Source organism: Salinibacterium sp. NG22 (assembly GCF_015864925.1).
Taxonomy (GTDB): Bacteria; Actinomycetota; Actinomycetes; order Actinomycetales; family Microbacteriaceae; genus Rhodoglobus.
Genome location: NZ_JADYWG010000002.1, coordinates 510,197 through 525,260, shown reverse-complemented (window position 1 = coordinate 525,260; position 15,064 = coordinate 510,197). Strand labels below are relative to the sequence as shown.

The window sequence follows — 15,064 nt, the reverse complement described above, 5'->3', positions numbered from 1 at the left end:
TCAGCCTGTCCCGCTACCGTCGAACCATGATCATGCCGGCCCGCTCCCGAACCTCCGCTCTGGCGGCGCTCGCGCTCGCCGTCACCTTCGCCGTGACGGGATGCTCCGCTGCGAGCACCTCGAACAACACGTCTGAACTCAGCACAACACCGCCAGCCAGCTCAAGCCCCGACTCCGCCACGTTCTTCCCCGATGTGGAAGACGTGAGCGTCTCGCCAACGGGCACCAATCTTTTCGACTTCGCGGTCACGATCAGCTCGCCGTACGACACCCCTGAGCAGTACGCCGACGGATGGCGCGTGCTCGCCCCCGATGGCACGGTGCTCGGTGAGCACACGCTCACCCACGATCACGCCGCCGAGCAGCCGTTCACCCGCACCCAGCCGGGCGTGGAAATTCCTGAGGGCATCGCCGAGGTCACGATCGAGGGTCGAGACCAAGCGAACGGGTACGGCGGAACCACCGTGACGATCGAGCTTCCCGGACGCTAGTAACGGCGCACGGCGCACGGCGCACGGCGAACGGCAGGCTATTCGCCCGCGCCGGCATCCGCCAACAGCACCCGCAACTCCGCGTCGAATAGCGCCGCTTCATAGCCGTCGTCGGGAGATTCGCACAGCAGCAGCGTGGTCATGGCGTGAAGCCGCTCATCGCCTGCGCCGTTCTCGGCGATGTCGTTCAGCAGCGCGGCGGCGTGCTCTCCGAGTGCCACGAGGGATCGGCTGAGACTCATGTGGGCTTCGCGCTCGCCCCGACCGAGGTGCGCCACGAGCGCTCTCGCAAGTTCCGTTTCGCTACCGTGGGGCACCAGTACCGTTGCAACGCGCCACGCGGTGCGGGCCACCGCCTCAGCCGAGTCGTTCAGCAGCTCAGGGGTGATCGCTTCCCACCCGGCGGGGTCACCGATCTTCGAGAGAGTGTGCAGCGCTTGGCTGCGCGCCTGCGCTGTCGCGGATCGTGTTTCGGCAATCAGCAGTGGCACGGTAATCGACGACGGATGCCGCATGAGCGCCCACGTGAGCGTCTCGCGAACGTTGAGGTCGGGTTCGATCGCGCACCGCTCTAGCAGCAGGCGCACGAACTCGTCTCGCGGGTGCGTTCCGGCGGAGAGGGCAGCCTGAAGCCGTTGGGAGGGAAGCGCGGCGGTGAGGGCTACGTTCAACCGGCCTGCCGCATCGAGCGGCGGTGTCGCATCCATAATTCCTCCACCGCCCCGAGGGCGGTTCGGTTAGCTAAAAAGCTTCTGTAAGCGCTGCACGCCTTCGAGGAGGGCGTCGTCGCCGAGGGCGTAGGAGAGGCGGAGGTAACCGCTTGGCCCAAACGCTTCTCCGGGGATGACCGCAACTTCGGCCTTCTCGAGAATCAGGTCGGCAAGTTCGAGGCTTGTGGTCGGAGTGACTCCGTCCCATTCGCGGTTCAGCAAGCCGGAAACATCCGGGTACACGTAGAACGCGCCCTGGGGTGTTGGGCAGTTGATGCCGTCGATCTTGTTGAGTTCGGAGACCATGAGCTTGCGGCGGCGGTCGAACGCGAGACGCATTTCTTCCACGGCGTCTTGCGGGCCGGTCAGGGCTTCGATGGCAGCGCGCTGCGAGATGTTGGAGACGTTGCTCGTGAGGTGTGACTGCAGGTTCGCAGCGCCCTTCATGGCGTCGACGGGGCCGACCATCCAGCCGAGGCGCCAGCCGGTCATCGAGTAGCTCTTGGCGACACCGTTGACGAGGATGGTGGTGTCCGCGAGTGCCGGAACAACCTCAACGATGGAGACGGCACGCACTCCGTCGTAGACGAGGTTTTGGTAGATGTCATCGCTGATCACCCAGATGCCGTGCTCGAGCGCCCATTCGCCAATGGCTTTGGTCTGCTCGGGGGTGTAGACGGCACCGGTGGGGTTCGATGGCGAAACGAAGAGCAGCACCTTGGTGTTCTCGGTGCGAGCGGCTTCGAGCTGTTCCACGGTCACGAGGTAACCCTGGTCTGCGCCAGCAAAAACCTCGACCATGGTGCCGCCGGCGAGCTTGATCGCTTCGGGGTAGGTGGTCCAGTACGGCGTCGGAACGATGACTTCGTCGCCCTGATCAACAAGGGTCGCGAAAGCTTGGTAGACGGCTTGCTTGCCGCCGTTGGTGACAACAACCTGATTGATGCCGACCTCAAGGCCGCTGTCGCGCAACGTCTTGGCAGCGATTGCTTCACGAAGTTCGGGCAGGCCGGCTGCTGGCGTGTAGCGGTGGTTCTTGGGGTCGAGCACTGCTGTGGACGCCGCAGCCACGATGTTCGCGGGAGTCGCGAAGTCGGGTTCGCCAGCCGCATAGCTAATGATGGGCCGCCCTGCCGCAAGAAGCGACTTGGCCTTGGCATCCACCTTGAGGGTGGCTGACTCGGCGATGGCGGAAATTCTGGCGGAGAGGCGAGGTGAGGTCACCCTTCAAGTGTATGGCTTCAGGAGGGCGGATGCCCAGAGATTGCCTACCCAGCGAGAGCAGCGCTGGCGCAGAAGACTGCCCCTACCGCGAGAACGCGGTAGGGGCAGAGGGAAGCGGCCGGAGCTGTGATCCTGGGGGGACGATAAGCTCCGGCCGCTAGAGGTTACTTACGCAGTCCTAGAGCTCGGACTTGGGGTGTGTACGTAGGTAACCCTGACGCGCGAAGTAGGCACCCGCTGCCAACAACGCGACGATGAGGGCGAGGAGCGTCGCAACACCGGCACCGGTGTATGCGAGCTGCCCACCGAGGGCATAGGTCGGAAGGTCGAGGAAGTCCGAATCACCAACGACGCAGATACCGACACAGGGGTCAGGGTCGCCATCGGGGTCTCCACCGGTTCCACAGTTTTCGGTGCATCCAGGATCAACGACGGTCTGAACGTTGGGTCCAACAACGGCGCGAGCCACATTGAGTGTTGCAACTCCAGTCGAAGCGAAGCTCGGGGCCGCTGTTGCCTGGCCGAGTGCACCGTTCAGGAGGCCGCCGGCGCTGGAGAGCCCCGCTGTGGTGAGCCCTGATCCGACGGACATGCGCACTGCGGTTTCGCTGAACATGTCGCCTGAGACTGCACCGGTCGATGTCCATTGCTCTTGCACGTTGACCTTGATGGAGACCAGATCGCGGAGCACTGTCGCTACTGAGTTGTTACCGAGGAGGCCGGTGACAGCGGGATTCACGAGGCCGGTGTTGAGGCTGTTGACGAGCGAGGTCACTACTCCGCCGTTGGAGAAGAGCGACGTGTTGAGGCTCTGGCCGAGGCTACCGATCAGCGTCTTAACGTTGAGGCCGGTTTTGACCGTTCCACCGAGCAGCGAGATGTTCGCCTTCGCAGAGACTGCAGTGCCGTTGATGAGATCGTCAACGTTTCCGATGATGCTGACGTCCACGGTGCTGCGGAGGTCGGGAAGAACAGTGTCGACGAGGTCGCACACGGTGTCCGTTGTGTAGCCGATGATGCCCTGCGTGACACCGTCTGTGAGGCCGCCAGTGAGCCCACCGAGGAGTCCGCCGACGAGCCCGCCGCCCGTCGAGTCTCCGTTGAGAATGTCACCGATGATCGGTACCCGGATGTCGCGGCACACCGTGTTTTGCACGGGGTCCTGTGCGGTCAGAAGGTTCAGCTTCGCCGACACCTCAACGTTGGCGTCGCGCAGAGCCAGCTCGACGCGATCAACGATGTCGTCGGCGAGAGTGGCAACGGTTTCGCTGATGCCGGTGAGGATCTTGTTGACGACAACATCCGTCAGCAACTCCGTGTTCGGCGGAAGATCGTTGAGGTCGCTGCCGAGGAGAGTCTCGAGGTCAACCATGACTGCGCCAGTTTCGAGGTTGAAGCTGACGCCGCCGTTGCCGTAGCTGCCCTTGAGCAGTGAACTCACGGCTTTGTCGAGGTCTGCATCAACAACGACCTTGACGTCGGCCGAGGAGCCGACCACTCCAAGAACAGGGTCGAGGATGCCGTCGATTGAGTTGCCGAGAGCGCCGTTATCGCCGCCCAAGCTGACCAGTTTGCTGTCAACGCCGCTCAATGCAGAAGTGACCTTGCTGGTCAGCTTGCTGATGGCGGGGCTGGAGAAGCTGAGTGTTGCGTCGGCGAGGGTGTAATCGCCGGATGCTGACGTCATGTTTCCGTCAGCGCGAGCGGAAACGGCATCCAGATCGAGCTTGAGGTCGGTGAGTACCGAAGCGAACTCGTTGTCGAGGAGGCTGTCCAAGTCGAGCGTGAGGTCGCCGGCGGGGCCGGAAGCAACGTTGCCGATGCCGATTCCGCCGTCGTCCTGAATGGCTCCGGTGGAAGCGAATGATTCGCCGTTCTTGTCGGCTTCGGCGTACTGGTTGACGACACCGGCATCCACTACGTCGAGAAGGGGCAGCTGCAGGCCGCCTGGCTGGTGGAGCACGGTTGCGCCAAGAGCGTCAACAGTGAGGGGATCGCGGTGAACCTGTCGTGGCTGATTGCCGTTGTTGGTGGCGACGACTTGGCCGAGACCCGCAACGTTGCCGAGGTCCGTTCCGAGCACATCGCCGGAAAGGAATTCTGCGTAAGCGTAGGAGGCGCCGGTGGTCTCCTCTGCGCTTGCTGCAACGGGTGCAATAAGAGTGAAGCCCGATACGAGGGCTACGGTTCCCAGAGCCGCTCCGAAACGGACTGCTGGGGTGTGCTTGGTGTTCCCGACTGGCTTCCCAGTGCGCGGGATGTGTTGTGTAAACACGACTGGTACCTTCCTGATCCTGTTCGGATAAGGAAGCTGATACGACGATGAGGCCAACCTGAGGGTTGTGCCACGAACTACTGCCTGATCTCAGCTTCGCTTGCCCATGTGGTGGTGCTGGTTTTTTGAGTTGTGCGGCGAGATGGTGAGGTCTCGCGTGATGGTGCCCGAATGGTGGTGCTGGTAATGCCCGAATAAGAAGGGTTGGTTTGCCCTGCTTGCATAGAGAGACTGAGACCCCCCTCGGTTATGACGCGGGTTTTCAAACTTTCTTGAAAACTTTTTCTGAGAGACCCCAACGGCGGGTGAAGAAGCGGGCGAATTGCCGCCCATTTCTGCTGGTTCTCTGTGTTGATCTCTCTACAGGGGGGAGTGGGCACTGCGGGACGGCTCAGGATGACGTACACTTGTTCAGGTTGTTGATAACTGCCATACTTTCGCGCGCCTGCTCCTCACTTCTCAATGTGGATGTGTCGTAGTGTTTGTGCGAAAGTGTGGGTAAGAGATTTCGATCTCTTGCAAAGGGTGGTGGCTCAATTGGTAGAGCAGCGGTCTCCAAAACCGCAGGTTGCAGGTTCGAGTCCTGTCCGCCCTGCAAGTCCCTCTCTGTGAGAAACGGAGCGGGTCGAGTAAGCCGAAGTATCGGAAGGTAGTAAGAGTGGCCAAGAAAGACGTAGACGAGCCCAGCGAGGACGTCGTCGCCAAGGCGAAGAAGGAGAGCGCGCAACGTCGTGGACCCTTCGGCCGCATGACACTCTTCATCCGCCAAGTTATTAACGAACTCAAGAAGGTAGTAACTCCGACTCGGCGCGAGCTGGTCAGCTTTACTCTCGTTGTTCTTGTGTTCGTCATCATCATGATGGGTATCGTTTCGGCCCTCGACTTTGGGTTTAGCGCGTTGGTGAACTTCTTGTTCGGCGACCCGAACCTGGTCGTCTAAGCCCTTCATAAACCGCAGCGGTTACGGCCGAACTGCAGAGCAACGAAAAGAGATTTAGTGTCCGAGAACCACCGCGAAGACTCCGAGCTCGCTACGGCAGCAGAGCAGTCCTCCGAGGAGGATGAGGCGCAGACGGGTAACACCTTGGCTGCGGCAGAGCGTTCAGAAGACTCCGCCGAGCACCAGGCAATGCACGTTGAAGGCGACTCGGCTGATGTCGACGCCGATCTTGCTGGTCTCCTTGAGGCTTTGGATGCCGCAGTCGACCCTGCAGCAGATGCTGAAGTAAACGACGCGCTCGACATCGATAACGCTGCAGAGGCTGACGCTTCTGTTGCTGCAACCGATGACGAAGCAGCGGATGACGCTGAAGCGGAAGGCACCGACGCTGCTGAGGCAGTCGAGGGCGAAGAGGTTGAGGTCGACCCGTACGCCGAATTCCGCATGGATCTGCGCCTGCAGCCAGGCAAGTGGTACGTCATCCACTCCTACGCTGGTTTCGAAAAGCGCGTCAAGCACAATATCGAGAACCGCAAGGTTTCCATGGCGATGGAAGATTACGTCTTCCAGGTCGAGGTTCCGATGGAAGATGTTGTCGAGATCAAGAACGGTCAGCGCAAGCTCGTTAACCGTGTTCGTATCCCCGGCTACGTTCTGGTTCGCATGGACCTCAACGAAGACAGCTGGTCGGTTGTTCGTCACACTCCCGGTGTTACTGGCTTCGTGGGCAACGCCCACAACCCCGTACCGCTGCGTTTCGAAGAAGCATTCAACATGCTGAAGAGCCTTGTTGAGATCGTTGAAGCTCCTGTTGCTAAGGGCGCATCGCAGAAGAGCAAGACGGCTGCACGCGCTATCCCCGCAGAGATCGACTTTGAGATCGGCGAGACCATCACCATCAAGGAGGGTTCGTTCGCGGGCCTTCCCGGTTCGATCAGCGAGATCAAGGCGGAGAGCGGAAAGCTCATCGTTCTGGTTTCCCTCTTCGAGCGCGAGACCCCGGTCGAGCTCAGCTTCGATCAGGTCACCAAGCTTTAAGGGCTTACGCCCCTAAAAAACCACCGCGCCCTTCGGGTGCGGGAGAGCTGGCCACACGGGTCAGTTCGTACTGAAAAGGAAACACAATGGCACCGAAAAAGAAGGTTACAGGTCTGATTAAGCTTCAGATCCAAGCCGGCGCCGCTAACCCCGCACCGCCCATCGGGCCTGCGCTGGGACAGCACGGCGTTAACATCATGGAGTTCTGCAAGGCGTACAACGCCGCTACCGAGGCTCAGCGTGGAAACGTTATCCCGGTAGAGATCACCGTGTACGAGGACCGTTCGTTCACGTTCATCCTCAAGACCCCGCCGGCAGCAGAGCTCATCAAGAAGGCTGCTGGAGTTGCAAAGGGTTCGGGCACGCCGCACACCGTCAAGGTTGCGCAGCTCACCAAAGACCAGGTACGTACGATCGCCGAGCAGAAGATGGCTGACCTCAACGCCAACGACATCGACGGCGCAATGAAGATCATCGCGGGCACCGCTCGCTCGATGGGAATCACGGTGGAGGCATAATGTCCAAGAATTCCAAGGCATACAAGTCCGCCGCTGAGAAGCTCGAAGAGGGCAAGTTCTACACGCCCACCGAGGCTGTCTCTGTTGCTCGCGAAATGAGCTCGAAGAAGTTCGACTCCACCGTTGAGGTTGCTCTTCGCTTGGGTGTAGACCCTCGCAAGGCTGACCAGATGGTTCGTGGCACCGTTATCCTGCCTCACGGCACGGGTAAGACTGCTCGCGTTATTGTTTTCGCAACCGGTCCTGCAGCAGAAGCAGCAATCGCTGCTGGCGCTGACGAGGTTGGTGGCTCGGAGCTCATCGAGAAGGTAGCCGCTGGCTACACCAGCTTCGATGCAGCAGTTTCGACCCCCGAGCTCATGGGCCAGGTTGGTCGTTTGGGTAAGGTTCTTGGTCCGCGTGGCCTCATGCCAAACCCGAAGACCGGAACGGTTACCCCTGACACCGCGAAGGCTGTCTCGGAGATCAAGGGCGGAAAGATCGAATTCCGCGTTGACAAGCACTCCAACGTTCACTTCATCGTGGGCAAGGCTGGCTTCACGGCTGAGCAGCTTGACGAGAACATCAAGGCAGCACTCGACGAGGTTCTGCGCGCAAAGCCCAGCTCTTCCAAGGGTCGCTACATCACGAAGGCAACGGTTTCGACCACCTTCGGTCCTGGCATCCCGGTCGACATCAACTCGATCTAATACTGCTTAAATGAACGGGGGTCGGCTTGCGCCGGCCCCCGTTTTTTGCATTCCCTAGGCATTGTGCTTGGGGAATATGCTGGTCAGTATCTGCCGTAGGGAGCCTTGTTGTGACCACCACTGTTCGCCGCGCTATCGAGAGTGACGCCGAGTTGCTCCACGAGATCGCTCGCCAGACTTTTCCGTTGGCGTGCCCTGCCACAACAACGCTCGAAGCGATCGCGTCCTACATCGCAGAACACCTTTCGGTGTCGGCGTTCCGTCACTACCTCACTGACCCTGCCCGCGAGGTTCTTCTCGCCGAGGTAGATGGCCAGCCCGCCGGCTACGCGCTGTTTTCTGCCGCCGGGCCCAGTGATCCGGATGTCGCCCAGGTGCTTACCCTTCACCCCACAGTAGAGCTCAGTAAATGCTACGTTCTCGGCCTCTTTCACGGCGCTGGCGTCGCGCCCGCGTTGATCGGTACGGGAATCGCGTGGGCTCGCGATCAAGGCTTTGCCGGGATGTGGCTGGGCGTGAATCAGGAGAATGCTCGCGCCAATCGTTTCTACGAAAAGATGGGCTTCGAGCTCGCCGGCACCAAAAAGTTTCTTGTCGGAGAGCGCTGGGAAGACGACTTCGTGCGTCAGCTTTCGCTCAACGAACCGCTGTCCGCCCAGTAGTCAATGACTACTATTGCGCCGCAGCGCGTGTCAACCGCTGCCATTGAGGGAGTCGCTGCCGTCGTCGGCAGTGTCGCTGTCGGCATCGCGCTTGTCGTCATTTGGGCGTCTCGGCTCATAGTGCCCCGAGAGCTGTATGTCAGCGAGTTGGGCGCGGAAGGCGAACCTACAGCGGCCGCCTTTGAGATCGCGCTCTTGCTCATTGTGGGCGGTGGCTCAGCAGTTGCGTGGAGCGCCCGACGGGTGCGCGCCTGGCCGCCATTGCTCTCTTTCGGTTCGCCAGCGTTATCTCTCTGGGTGGGGTGCGGCTTCTTCTTGATTGCATCGCAAGTGACCTGCACTTCTGGCTGCCCGTTACCCTACGGACCGAGTTTCACCTGGCAAGACTTCACGCACACCATGGCGGCGGTCATTGCATTCGCAGCAGCATGTTGGGCGATGATCCAAACCTCGTTCGCGCGGGAACACCGTGTGCTCGCAAGAATGTCACTCATCACCGCCGTTGCGGTCGCAGTAATTGCGGGAACGGGTGGGCTCTTTTCGCTCTTCCGCTTTCAGGTTGTGCTCGGCAGCAGGCTTGAATTTGTTGCCACGACGATTGCGATTGCGTGGCTCATCATCCTCGGCACAGTGATTGCTGCTCGCGCGCTGTCTCGCACTGCACGCGAGTAACGAGCTCGCTGAGTACAGAGGGCTAGGGTGCTCGCATGAGATCGAGTAGTCGATCGGCCAAGCCCACCAGGGTGTGGATCTGATCTTCGTCGCGCTCAACCCACTGGCACTTCGGCTCAGAATGCACGGGAACAAAGTCAGTGTGTTGCTCCCACACTACGAGCGTGCGGTCAGCGCCCAGCACATACTGTTGCCACCAGACCTGACGCAGGTACGAGCGCGGGATGGTGCGCCACGCTTTCGCCGTCGTCTTGATCTCCGAAAGCACGAGCGAACCATCAAGCACCGAGACGCCGTCGGGAGTTGCTAAATGCAGGGGCTGATCGTGGGCGTGATAGAGCGCCGAACTTGACTGGATGCCGTGCGCACCCAGCACCCAGCGTGCGATTTCTGGTTCCCGAGCGCGGCCATGATCAGTGAACGCGTTGCCGCTGAAACCGGAGCCGAGAAGCTTGCTCTCCACAACAGCACGCAAGGATTGTTCTGTGGCTAGGCGGGCGGCATCCGTTGCTGTCACGCCACGACTGCGGGCACGAAGCCACGCGACTCGATCCTCAGAATGGGCAACAATGCGGTCGCGATGATTGGGCGCAACCGGCTCCCAAAGATCGAGTTCCGGTTGCATAGTCACACCCCTATTGTCTCCCGTACCGGTGGCATCGCGTGCGCGCACGACAGGGAAAGGAGGGATTCGTCGTTGCCAAGTGGCCACGAGGCACGCGTCCGCGCATTCAATGCCGGTACGAACTGGCAGACTAGGCCCATGCCAGCCATGCACCCCGACACAGCGTCAACCCCGAGCTTCCGTCGTCGCTGGGTCGGAGTAGCCGCGGCTGCAATGGTGGCAATCGTGACGCTGGTGCCGGTTGTCGGTGCTTCGGCATCCGTGGGTTCGACGCCGCCGGATGTCACGCTGTTCGCCAACGCTGATGACGGGTTGCTCTTGGAACTCGAAGAGTTTTTTGGGCAGAATCAACGCGGCAGCGGACTAGATTTCACCAATGGAATCGAGCTCGGAGCCATTGATCGTGTCTTCTTGTGGTCGAACGATTATCACTCGGGCCAATCGACAGAGACTCCGGTGCAGTACGTAAACCGTTGGATGGTCCCGGTGACAATCGGAGAAGAGCCCGTCGGCGTCGCAATGATCGGCATTGATCCCGCGACCGTTGACCCCGAAATGATTGACTTCATTCGCCGCCCCGGCGTTGCGCTTGCACTTGACGATGTCGACGACGATGCAACTCTTGTGCAGGAACCCGAGACCGGTGCCTGGTTCAGCCTCCTTGACGGCGTGATCACGCCCCTTGTTCGTGGCTCTAGCGAGGTAGCGGGAGAGATGACGCTCGAGGCATACCAACCCATCGTGTCCACGCGTCTCGTTGAGGTCGTCGACGAGACGCCACAGCCCGACCAAGGCTCAGTGCAGTCTGTGGTGCTGATCGTGACGACAATCGTCGTGGTGTTGTTGGTCCTGCTCATTCCGACGGTCGTCGGTCAGGTGCGCGAACGCCGTGAACGTCGCGCCGCAAAAGACGGACCGGCAGTCGACACTGACGAAGCTAACGACGAAGCCGCCTCGGCTGGCGACAGCGACGCCACGGAATCGGATGTTGCGTTAGAGACCGCTGTGCCCGCGGGCACAGCGCCGCCAACTTCTGTTGACGATGAGATCGCGGTTGAGAGCGAGATTACGGACGAGGTCGCTGGAGTACAGGCGGCAACCGCCGCAGTGAAGAAACCTGCCGCGAAGCGAGCGCCAGCGAAGAAAGCCCCAGCGAAAAAGGCGCCTGCGAAGAAAGCGGCAGCTCCGAAGGCATCCGCTGCTAAGGCCACGACAACTTCGGTGAAGAAGTCTTCCGCCCCGACAGCGCCGAAGACTCCGGCGAAACCCACTTCACAGTCCGCGACAGCCACGGCGACCACGGCAGCGTCGAAGCCCGCTGCAGCGAAACCTGCAGCGAAGAAGCGTGCGCCCCAACCGGCCGCAAGCAAGCCGACCACGAGCGAATCAGCCGCGAAAAAGCCGGCCGCGAGCAAACCAGCCACAAAGAAGCCTGCGCCAAAGAAGCCTGCGCCGAAAACGCCTGTACCGAAACCCACTTCACAGTCCGCGGGCGCAGACGCGACCGATAGCGCAGCAGACTAGACAACCGTGGGATTGCTGCACTCTCCACTTGATCGTGACATCCGTCGCCTTGCCGTGCCGGCGCTGGGCGCGCTTGTGGCGGAACCGATCTTTCTGCTCACCGACACCGCCCTCGTGGGGCACCTCGGCAGTGCCCAACTTGGCGGCTTGAGCGTCGCGAGTGCTGTGCTGCAGACGGCCGTCGGGCTCCTCATTTTTCTGGCGTATTCCACCACTCCCGCAGTCGCTCGCTGGCTGGGGGTCGGCAATCGGGCGCGTGCTGTCGCCGCCGGCGTTGATGGCGTGTGGCTGGCCATCGCACTCGGCGTCGTGCTCGTGGCGGTCGGCATCCCCACCACTCCCTGGCTGATTAGCCTCTTCAACCCGGATGCCAGTGTCGTCGGCTACGCCACCGAATACCTGTCAATTTCGATCCTGGGCTTGCCCGCGATGCTCATCACCTTCGCGGCATCCGGATTGCTGCGGGGATTGCAGGATACGCGCACCCCGCTCGTGGTTGCCGTTGCCGGGTTTGTCTCGAATGCGCTGCTCAACACACTCTTCATTTACGGTTTCGGCTGGGGCGTTGCAGGGTCAGCAATCGGTACCGTCGTCGCAAGTTGGGGTATGGCTGCCGCCTACCTTGTGATGCTCGTCACTCTTGCCCGTCGCGAGGGTGCCCGGCTTCGACCGCACGCGACAGGCATGCTGTTGGCTGGCCATGCAGGAGCTTGGCTTCTGTTGCGCACAGCGTCTTTGCGGGCAGCGATGCTCGCCACGATAGCCGTCGCCACGAGCTTCGGAGTGCCCGAGCTTGCGACGGTTCAGATCGCACTCACGATCTTCGCGACGCTCGCCTTTGTGCTTGATGCGCTGGCGATCGCGGGGCAAGCGATGATCGGTAAAGAACTGGGGGCGAGCGACCTCCCGCGCGCCCGTGCCATTACGCGGCGCCTTATCGAGCTTGGAATCGGCAGCGGTGTCGTTCTCGGAGTCATGGTTCTTGTGTCGTCACCGTGGATCGGTTTTGCGTTTAGTTCAGACCCAGAAGTGCAGAGCGGCTTGGCGGCGCTTCTGCCGGTGCTTGCCCTCGGCATTCCGATCGCGGGCTTTGTGTTCGTGCTCGATGGCGTATTGATCGGCGCGGGGGATGCGCGCTATCTGGCGCTCACTGGCCTCATCAATCTGGCGGTCTACGTGCCCCTGCTGTGGTGGGTCGACACGGCACACCTCACAGCCGTGTCCGCGATCGTGGCCCTGTGGTTCGCTTTTGGTCTCGGCTATATCGGTGCCCGCGCTGTCACTCTGGGCATCCGTGCGCGAGGCGATCGCTGGCTGATCCCTGGGGCGACGCGCTAGAGACCACGCGCCGCCCGTCCGAGGGATACGACCCTGCTACTTCTTCTCGGTCACCGCACCGTGCTTCAGCGTCAGTCGGCGCTCGGCACGCTTCGCGACGGCTGAGTCGTGAGTGACGATGATGAGAGTGAGGCCCTGATCCCGCCACAGCCCCTCGAGTAATTCCATGATTTCGTCACGGGTCTGCTCATCAAGGTTTCCGGTCGGCTCATCGGCAAGCAGCACGGTCGGCTCCTTCACGAGGGCACGAGCGATCGCAACACGCTGCTGCTGACCGCCTGAAAGCTCAGAGGGGTGGTGGGTGAGGCGCTCGCCCAAGCCCACTTTCTCCAGAGCCGCCGTGGCCCGACTCTTGCGATCCGCGCTGGAAAGCCCGAGAGGAGCTAGCGCCGTCTCCACATTCTCTTGAGCAGTGAGGGTGGGGATGAGGTTGAAGCCTTGAAAGACGAACCCGATTGTGCGGGCGCGAATTTCAGCGAGCCGAGAATCTGGCATCTTCGAAAGTTCGTCATCGCCGAGGGTGACGGTGCCACTGGTTGGACGTTCGAGAGCGCCCAACATTTGCAGCAGCGTCGATTTTCCACCACCGGTGGGGCCTTGGATGGCCACCATCTGTCCGGTCGGGATGGTCAAACTCACCTTGTTAAGGGCCGTTACCGTGCCCCGCTTGGTTTCGTAGGTTTTTGTAAGTTCGTTGAGTTCATACATAGAAAGTCTCCTTGAGGTCTACAGGGTGTGGGGGATCAGGCGACGCTGCGGAGAGCTTCGGCCGGGCGAAGTCGTGCTGCACGCCATCCACCGAATGCTCCGGCGATGAGACCTCCCGCGATGGCGAGAGCTACAGCGATGCCGATGATTCCGAAGGTCACGGGAATCTGGAGAGCGATATCGGTCGTTGCGGCTGCCGTGGTTGCGGCATCACCGAAGCGGTTTCCGCCTCCGCCCTGACCGGCACCCTGGCCTGCAACCGCTGTTGTGGCGACTGCGCTCGCGCTGAGCACCGGAGCGATGAGATTGATGGAGAGGATGCCGAGCAAACCGACGACGACTCCGATCACTCCACCGATGGCGCCCTGCACGAGTGATTCGCCGGCAACTTGACGCACCACGGCGCCATTGTTCCAGCCGATTGCTTTCAGAGTTCCGAACTCACGGGTGCGACGGGCTACGCCCGACGTGGTGAGCAGTACGGAGATGAGGAAGGCAGCGGCGAGCACGATGATCGACAGCCACGTTCCGAGCTTTCCGACGAGGTCGGAGGCGGTGGAAAGCGAACCAGAAACGCTCGAGGCGAGGTCTTCTTGGGTCTTCACTGAGGCATCCGGAAGCGCAGTTTGCAGTGCTGACTGAACACTCGCGATGTCTGTTGAGCTTGCTGCCTGCACGTAGACAGTGGAGACCTGACCTTCAAGGTCAGCTACACGCTGAGCGGTATCGAGCGGAATGTAGGTGTTGGATGCCGTAGTCGCGTCAGACGAGGTCGAGGTGACGGTACCGATGATGGTGAATTCTTCGCCACCGATCTCGAGGGTGTCGTCGACGGCGAGTGAGCTCGTGGTGGCGTAGCTCGTGTCGAGGATGACGACGTTGGAGTCGCTGTCGCTCGTCTCGAAGGCGCGGCCATCGACAAGTTCTACGGAGGTGAGGGGGCCGACGCTTTCGCCAGCAACGTCAATTCCGGTGACGGTGAAGGTGTCAACGTCGAAGGCGCTTCCGCCTGCTCCGTCTGGGCCGCCGCGGCCGCCCTGTGCTGCACCTTCTCCTGGAACTGCACCTTCCTGTCCTGTGCCTTGTTCGGTTGCGGCATCGGGCGCTGCTACTTCGCCGCTGAAGCTCACGTTGGTGAGGGCCAGCGTGGCGGTAGCTGCGGCTACGGTGTCGAGGCCCTGTGCTGTGGTGAGGGCATCCGCATCGAAGGTGGTGCTGGCGATGCCGCTGGTGAGGCGGGACTGGCTGATGGCGGTGGTGCCGTCTGTCGTTTCGCCGTCATCAGCGCCGAATTCGAAGCGGGGCTGCTGTTGTTGCGCCTGGCCTTCTTCGCCTTCGACTGGTTGTGCGGGGTCTTGCGTGATGGTGATGTCGGTGCCGACGCCGTAGACCGAGGCCAGCACGGTAGCTTGGGCATCCTTGACGCCGGCGGCTACTCCATTGACGATCATGACAAGGGCAATGGCAAGAGCCATTCCGGCCGCGATAATGGCTGTTTGTTTGCGTCGATTGCTGAGCTCTCGATACAGGTACGTTCCGAACATGGGTCTCCTCGGGTGATGCGGACGGTGCGGTAGTTGACACAAACCTAGAAACGTCGTCTATCAGGGCTCTATGGCAAGGCTGAGAGTGGGCTTTGAAGGTCGTAAG

Annotated in this window: 15 protein-coding genes and 1 tRNA gene; 10 read left to right on the top strand and 6 right to left on the bottom strand. The window is 61.2% G+C overall.

Annotated elements, in window-relative coordinates; genetic code table 11:
* The first annotated feature begins 26 nt into the window (after positions 1–26).
* Positions 27–491 carry a hypothetical protein gene (locus tag I6E81_RS12010; protein ID WP_197108043.1) on the top strand — a complete coding sequence of 155 codons (465 nt, stop codon included), beginning with the start codon at positions 27–29 and terminating at the stop codon, positions 489–491.
* Positions 492–529: 38 nt separating this feature from the next.
* Here the strand turns inward: I6E81_RS12010 and I6E81_RS12005 are convergent, their stop codons facing one another.
* The 3 genes from I6E81_RS12005 to I6E81_RS11995 all read right to left on the bottom strand — a co-directional run bounded on the left by I6E81_RS12005 (position 530) and on the right by I6E81_RS11995 (position 4,700).
* Entirely contained in the window at positions 530–1,198 is a 669-nt protein-coding gene (locus I6E81_RS12005; protein ID WP_197108041.1) for a HEAT repeat domain-containing protein, read from the bottom strand.
* Between the two features lie 30 nt (positions 1,199–1,228).
* Positions 1,229–2,425, bottom strand: a complete 1,197-nt coding sequence (locus I6E81_RS12000) for a pyridoxal phosphate-dependent aminotransferase (RefSeq protein ID WP_197108038.1) — start codon at positions 2,423–2,425, stop codon at positions 1,229–1,231.
* Between the two features lie 178 nt (positions 2,426–2,603).
* On the bottom strand, positions 2,604–4,700 hold the full coding sequence (locus tag I6E81_RS11995) for a choice-of-anchor G family protein (protein WP_197108036.1): 2,097 nt from the start codon (positions 4,698–4,700) through the stop codon (positions 2,604–2,606).
* Positions 4,701–5,222: 522 nt separating this feature from the next.
* Between I6E81_RS11995 and I6E81_RS11990 the strand changes: the two genes are divergently transcribed.
* From I6E81_RS11990 to I6E81_RS11960, 7 genes are all read left to right on the top strand, one after another.
* Positions 5,223–5,295 (top strand) — tRNA-Trp (locus tag I6E81_RS11990).
* 63 nt (positions 5,296–5,358) lie between these two features.
* Positions 5,359–5,640, top strand: a complete 282-nt coding sequence (gene secE, locus I6E81_RS11985) for a preprotein translocase subunit SecE (RefSeq protein ID WP_197108034.1) — start codon at positions 5,359–5,361, stop codon at positions 5,638–5,640.
* A 57-nt stretch (positions 5,641–5,697) separates the two neighbouring features.
* Complete coding sequence (gene nusG / locus I6E81_RS11980) at positions 5,698–6,678, top strand: transcription termination/antitermination protein NusG (RefSeq protein ID WP_197108032.1); 981 nt, start codon at positions 5,698–5,700, stop codon at positions 6,676–6,678.
* A gap of 86 nt (positions 6,679–6,764) precedes the next feature.
* Positions 6,765–7,196 carry a 50S ribosomal protein L11 gene (gene rplK, locus I6E81_RS11975; protein WP_100389473.1) on the top strand — a complete coding sequence of 144 codons (432 nt, stop codon included), beginning with the start codon at positions 6,765–6,767 and terminating at the stop codon, positions 7,194–7,196.
* Positions 7,196–7,885, top strand: coding sequence for a 50S ribosomal protein L1 (gene rplA / locus I6E81_RS11970; protein WP_197108030.1), 690 nt, complete (start codon positions 7,196–7,198; stop codon positions 7,883–7,885). Before rplK ends, rplA begins: the two co-directional genes overlap by 1 nt.
* 110 nt (positions 7,886–7,995) lie before the next feature.
* On the top strand, positions 7,996–8,547 hold the full coding sequence (locus tag I6E81_RS11965; protein WP_197108028.1) for a GNAT family N-acetyltransferase: 552 nt from the start codon (positions 7,996–7,998) through the stop codon (positions 8,545–8,547).
* A 27-nt stretch (positions 8,548–8,574) separates the two neighbouring features.
* The gene (locus I6E81_RS11960) at positions 8,575–9,219 is read left to right on the top strand and encodes a DUF998 domain-containing protein (RefSeq protein ID WP_307784153.1); all 645 of its coding nucleotides are present in this window, start codon (positions 8,575–8,577) and stop codon (positions 9,217–9,219) included.
* Positions 9,220–9,241: 22 nt separating this feature from the next.
* Here I6E81_RS11960 and I6E81_RS11955 read toward each other — a convergent pair whose 3' ends face one another.
* Positions 9,242–9,844: a YqaJ viral recombinase family protein gene (locus I6E81_RS11955; protein ID WP_197108572.1), complete on the bottom strand. Its 603-nt coding sequence runs from the start codon at positions 9,842–9,844 to the stop codon at positions 9,242–9,244.
* 138 nt (positions 9,845–9,982) lie between these two features.
* Between I6E81_RS11955 and I6E81_RS11950 the strand changes: the two genes are divergently transcribed.
* Together I6E81_RS11950 and I6E81_RS11945 are read left to right on the top strand one after the other, a co-directional pair.
* The gene (locus tag I6E81_RS11950) at positions 9,983–11,368 is read left to right on the top strand and encodes a hypothetical protein (protein WP_197108024.1); all 1,386 of its coding nucleotides are present in this window, start codon (positions 9,983–9,985) and stop codon (positions 11,366–11,368) included.
* Between the two features lie 6 nt (positions 11,369–11,374).
* Positions 11,375–12,706: an MATE family efflux transporter gene (locus I6E81_RS11945; RefSeq protein WP_197108022.1), complete on the top strand. Its 1,332-nt coding sequence runs from the start codon at positions 11,375–11,377 to the stop codon at positions 12,704–12,706.
* A 36-nt stretch (positions 12,707–12,742) separates the two neighbouring features.
* Here the strand turns inward: I6E81_RS11945 and I6E81_RS11940 are convergent, their stop codons facing one another.
* Positions 12,743–13,414 (bottom strand): ABC transporter ATP-binding protein, encoded by a 672-nt coding sequence (locus I6E81_RS11940; RefSeq protein ID WP_197108020.1) that lies wholly within the window; start codon positions 13,412–13,414, stop codon positions 12,743–12,745.
* A 35-nt stretch (positions 13,415–13,449) separates the two neighbouring features.
* Complete coding sequence (locus tag I6E81_RS11935; protein WP_197108018.1) at positions 13,450–14,958, bottom strand: ABC transporter permease; 1,509 nt, start codon at positions 14,956–14,958, stop codon at positions 13,450–13,452.
* Positions 14,959–15,064: the final 106 nt, after the last annotated feature.

What these genes read in the sequence shown, in the direction of transcription:
- rplA (WP_197108030.1), top strand. Translation starts at nt 7,196, where the DNA reads ATGTCCAAGAATTCCAAGGCATACAAGTCCGCCGCTGAGAAGCTCGAA.
- I6E81_RS12010 (WP_197108043.1), top strand. Translation starts at nt 27, where the DNA reads ATGATCATGCCGGCCCGCTCCCGAACCTCCGCTCTGGCGGCGCTCGCG.
- I6E81_RS11935 (WP_197108018.1), bottom strand. Translation starts at nt 14,958, where the DNA reads ATGTTCGGAACGTACCTGTATCGAGAGCTCAGCAATCGACGCAAACAA.
- I6E81_RS12005 (WP_197108041.1), bottom strand. Translation starts at nt 1,198, where the DNA reads ATGGATGCGACACCGCCGCTCGATGCGGCAGGCCGGTTGAACGTAGCC.
- rplK (WP_100389473.1), top strand. Translation starts at nt 6,765, where the DNA reads ATGGCACCGAAAAAGAAGGTTACAGGTCTGATTAAGCTTCAGATCCAA.
- I6E81_RS11940 (WP_197108020.1), bottom strand. Translation starts at nt 13,414, where the DNA reads ATGTATGAACTCAACGAACTTACAAAAACCTACGAAACCAAGCGGGGC.
- I6E81_RS11955 (WP_197108572.1), bottom strand. Translation starts at nt 9,844, where the DNA reads ATGCAACCGGAACTCGATCTTTGGGAGCCGGTTGCGCCCAATCATCGC.
- I6E81_RS11950 (WP_197108024.1), top strand. Translation starts at nt 9,983, where the DNA reads ATGCCAGCCATGCACCCCGACACAGCGTCAACCCCGAGCTTCCGTCGT.